This window comes from Gordonia otitidis NBRC 100426 (assembly GCF_000248075.1).
Lineage (GTDB): Bacteria > Actinomycetota > Actinomycetes > Mycobacteriales > Mycobacteriaceae > Gordonia > Gordonia otitidis.
This window is the reverse complement of the sequence record NZ_BAFB01000133.1, coordinates 1-4,457: the sequence shown is the minus strand read 5'-3', so window position 1 is coordinate 4,457 and position 4,457 is coordinate 1. Positions and strand designations below refer to the sequence as shown.

The following is a 4,457-nucleotide window of genomic DNA, read 5'->3' as shown; positions in this document are numbered from 1 at the left end:
CACCTTCCTGCGTCCCACCGACCTTCCCGACCATGCGGGCACCGCGGGGCGGGCGTGTATCGACGACGACGTCCGGGTCGTGCACGTTCGCGACGACGGCCGACTGGCCGACCCCGACGACGTCGTCGCGCGCGATGGCAACGAGGTCGGCGAGGTGATCATCCGCTCACCCAAATGCGCTGCCGCATACTTCGATTCACCACAGCAGGAGAAGGCCAAGTACAACGGGAGCTGGCTGCACATCGGCGACCTCGCCACCTGGGACTCCGACGAGTTCGTCACCATCGTCGGCCGCAAGGACGACATGCTGATCTCCGGCGGAGAGAACGTGCATCCCGTGCAGGTGGAGGAGGCGCTCAACGGACATCCCCTCGTCGCCGATTCGCTCGTCGTCGGGGTACCGGACGAGCGATGGGGGCAACTCGTCGTCGCCTACGTGGTACCCGCAGAAGAAGGTGCACCGACACCGGATGAACTCGACGCCTATTGCCGAAACCATCCGATGCTCTCACAGTTCAAACGCCCACGCGCCTACCGCATCATCGATTCGCTGCCGGTATCGGCAACGGGCAAGAAACTCCACTACCGGGCGACCGAATCCGCTGCCGCCGATATGGCTGCGGGAGGATTCGACGCTCCCGCAACCCTTACCACCTCCACCCAGGGAGCCACGCGATGAGTGCCACCGCCACGACGAAGTTCACTGCCATCGACCCGCTCAACATCGACCTCGGATACTCCGACGACGAATTGGCCGTGCGTGATTCGGTGCGCGGCTTCCTCGCCGAACACGTCACACCGCACATCGCCGATTGGTTCGAGGAGGGCGGCATACCGATCGCCCGCGACCTGTTCAAGCAGTTCGGTCAACTCGGGGTACTCGGCATGCATCTCGACGGCTACGGATGCGGCGGAGCGTCGTCGGTGCACTACGGATTGGCGAGCCTCGAACTGGAGGCCTGCGATTCGGGTATCCGGTCGATGGTGTCGGTGCAGGGGTCGCTGGCGATGTTCTCCATCTACAACAACGGCAGCGAGGAGCAGAAGAATCACTGGCTCCCGTCGATGGCCGAGGGCACGACCGTCGGATGTTTCGGTCTCACCGAGCCAGATGCCGGTTCCGACCCGGCGTCGATGAAGACCCGGGCACGTCGCGACGGCGACGACTGGATTCTCGACGGCCGCAAGATGTGGATCACCAACGCTCCCATCGCCGACGTCGCCGTCGTGTGGGCGCAGACCGACCTACCCGACGGCGGCGTCGGAGTCCGCGGGTTCATCGTGCCGACCGACACACCTGGAGTGTCGACCCCGGAGATCAAACACAAAGCGTCGCTGCGGGCGTCCACGACCGGCGAGATCGTCCTCGACAACGTGCGCCTGCCGGCGGATGCCCTCATGCCCGGAAACGACGACCTACACAAGGGCAGAGGCATCAAGGCGCCGCTGTCGAGTCTGAGCGAAGCCCGCTACGGCATCATCTGGGGATCGATCGGCGCGGCACGCACAGCCTGGCAGGCGGCGCTCGACTACGCCACCCAGCGCACGCAGTTCGGCAAACCGATCGCCGGATTCCAACTGACGCAGACCAAACTCGCCGACATGGCCGTCGAATTGCAGAAAGGCCAGTTGCTCGCGTATCACCTCGGCCGCCTCAAGGACTCGGTCGGGCTACGACCCGACCAGGTCAGTTTCGGCAAACTCAACAACACCCGCGAGGCGATCGAGATCTGCCGTACCGCGCGAACCATTCTGGGCGGCAACGGTATCTCGCTGGAGTACCCGGTGATCCGCCACATGGTGAACCTCGAATCGGTCCTCACCTACGAGGGCACCCCCGAAATGCACCAGCTCGTGCTGGGCCAGGCCTTCACCGGTCAGAACGCCTTCCGCTGACACCCCGACCAAGGAACCTCATGAGCGCACTCACGCACGACCTCGAGCACAAGCAGTTCCGCGACACCGCAGCACGATTCGTCGCCGAGCAGATCACTCCCTCCCACGAGAACTGGGAGCAGGCAGGCCAGTGGGACCGGACCCTGTTCACCGAGGCAGGCAAGAACGGCCTCATCGGGTTCGAGGTCGACGAGACCTACGGGGGCCCCGGCGTCGACGACTTCCGCTACAACGCGATCCTGATCGACGAGATCGCACGGACCGGCGCGGCGGCCGAAGCGATCGCATTCTCGCTCCAGAACGACGTCGTACTCCCCTATCTCACCGAGTTGACCACCGACGAGCAGAAGGCCCGATGGCTCCCAGGGGTCGTCAGCGGTGAGACGGTGCTGGGGATCGCGATGACCGAACCCGGTGCGGGTAGCGACCTGACGGGCATCACAACGTCAGCCGTGCTCGACGGCGACCACTACGTGGTCAACGGGTCGAAGACGTTCATCTCGAACGGCCGCAACGGAGACCTGTTCGTGGTCGCCACCCGCACCAGCCCCGACAAGCACAAGGGATTGACGTTGCTCGTCGTCGACGCTGACACACCGGGTTTCGAGCGTGGCCGCAACCTCGACAAGATCGGGCTGCACGCGCAGGACACCAGCGAGCTCTCGTTCTGTGACATGCGGGTACCCGTCGCCAACCGTCTCGGCGAGGAGGGCGAAGGGTTCTACCAACTGGTCAGAAACCTTCCACAGGAGCGGTTGTCGTTGTCGGTGGGTGCTGTTGCCGCAGCGGAGGGCACGTTCAAGCGCACACTCGACTACGTCAGGGAGCGCACCGCATTCGGGTCGCCGATCTCGTCGTTCCAGAACACGCAGTTCGTACTGGCCGAGTTGGCAACCGAACTCGATATCGCGCGGACCTTCCTCGACGACTGCATCGCCGAATACATCCGCGGTGAACTCAGCGCCGCACGCGCGGCCCGACTGAAGTGGTGGGCGACCGAGTTACAGGTTCGCACTGCCGACCGGTGTCTGCAGCTGCATGGCGGCTATGGCTACATGCGGGAGTATCCGGTGTCGCGCGCCTTCATCGACGCCCGCATCCAGACCATCTACGGCGGGACCACCGAGATCATGAAGACGATCGTCGCCAAGGACCTCGGGATCTGACCCGCTACAGTGATGAACGGTGATTCACCGTTCGACCTAGGAGGACTCGTGGCGAAATCGGCAACGGCACGCTCGACGTCGGATCTGGCCGTCGAGGACGCCGTCCGCGCGGTCCGGGTCTCCTCGCGCAGGCGTCAGCTCCTCGACGCCGCGGTCGCGGTGATGGAACGCACCGGCTTCCACCAGATGTCGATGCAGGCGCTGGCCGACGAAGCCCAGGTCAGCGTCGGCCTGTTCTACAAGTATTTCGGCTCCAAGGAAGACATCCTGCTCGCCGCGATCGTCGACATCCTGGAGAAGTTCCGCGACCAGTTGCAGCCCGCGATGGACCTCGCCGGCGACGACCCCGTCGAGCAGCTCATCGCGGGCTTCCGGCAGTACACGCGGATCGTCGACGAGAATCGCGACGCCGTCGTGCTGACCTACCGGGAGAGCCGAACCCTCGACGCCCAGGGGCGGGACCGGATCAAGCAGTTGGAGGTGGAGACGTCTGCGCCGATGCGCGAGGCGATCACCGCCGGGATCGACGCGGGCGTGATGAACGCCGTCGACCCCGACCTCGCCGTCTTCGATCTGATGATGCTGGCACATGGATGGGCGCTCAAGCACTGGCATTTCGGGCCCGAGTTCGACCTCGAGAGTTACATCGACGCGCAGTTGCGGTTCGCGCTGCCGTCGCTGGTCGTCGCAAGCCGGCTACCGCGATACCTGGATGCGCTGTAGGCGCACAGTCGGCGGCATAGGGCGCACATCGGCGCCTACGCCCTGGACAACCACAGCGAGAGCACCCACGTGCACAACCCGACCCAGAGCGCTCCGATGATCCAGCCGGCGAGGACGTCGGTGGTCCAGTGCACCCCGAGGTAGATGCGCGTGAGGCCGACGAGGATCGAGATCACCGGAGCGAGTGCCATCGACCAGGGGTGTGCGCGCACCCACGGGATCAGTCGGTAGGCCGCAACCGCGATCAGCCCGTAGACGACCATCGTCATCATCGAGTGGCCGGAAGGGAACGAGTAGCTCTCGATGTGCAGCAGGCGGTCGTCGCGCGGCGGGCGAGCCCGCGCGAAGATGTGCTTGAGGATCACCATCAGCAGCGAGCCGGTCAGCGCACCCACCCCGACGTACACAGCTTCGGTGACGTGCCTGCGCGCAGCGAGTACGACGACCACGACGGTGGCGACCAACCACAGGGTGACGGTGTTGCCGAGCACCGTGACGATACGGACGATCGTCGTCAACGGTTCGACGCGGTGGTCGACCACCCATTCGGTGATGTGCTGGTCGACGTCGGTGATCTGCACGATCATCCTGGCCACACTACCGATGCCGGGTGTGTTTCAGCCGAGGATGGTGGTGGTTTCGGCAGGCTCAACCAGCGGGGCAGGCTCAACC

Annotated in this window: 5 protein-coding genes; 4 read left to right on the top strand and 1 reads right to left on the bottom strand. The window is 64.9% G+C overall.

Features of this window, described 5'->3' with window-relative positions; genetic code table 11:
• From GOOTI_RS14085 to GOOTI_RS14070, 4 genes are all read left to right on the top strand, one after another.
• On the top strand, positions 1 to 679 hold a 679-nt coding region (locus GOOTI_RS14085; RefSeq protein WP_007239269.1), incomplete at its 5' end, for a class I adenylate-forming enzyme family protein.
• Positions 676 to 1,896, top strand: coding sequence for an acyl-CoA dehydrogenase family protein (locus tag GOOTI_RS14080; RefSeq protein WP_007239268.1), 1,221 nt, complete (start codon positions 676 to 678; stop codon positions 1,894 to 1,896). The genes GOOTI_RS14085 and GOOTI_RS14080, both read left to right, overlap by 4 nt.
• Before the next feature lie 20 nt (positions 1,897 to 1,916).
• Complete coding sequence (locus GOOTI_RS14075) at positions 1,917 to 3,062, top strand: acyl-CoA dehydrogenase family protein (RefSeq protein WP_007239267.1); 1,146 nt, start codon at positions 1,917 to 1,919, stop codon at positions 3,060 to 3,062.
• A gap of 48 nt (positions 3,063 to 3,110) precedes the next feature.
• Complete coding sequence (locus GOOTI_RS14070; RefSeq protein ID WP_007239266.1) at positions 3,111 to 3,785, top strand: TetR/AcrR family transcriptional regulator; 675 nt, start codon at positions 3,111 to 3,113, stop codon at positions 3,783 to 3,785.
• Positions 3,786 to 3,820: 35 nt separating this feature from the next.
• Here GOOTI_RS14070 and GOOTI_RS14065 read toward each other — a convergent pair whose 3' ends face one another.
• On the bottom strand, positions 3,821 to 4,372 hold the full coding sequence (locus tag GOOTI_RS14065) for a phosphatase PAP2 family protein (protein ID WP_174299145.1): 552 nt from the start codon (positions 4,370 to 4,372) through the stop codon (positions 3,821 to 3,823).
• Between the last annotated feature and the right edge of the window lie 85 nt (positions 4,373 to 4,457).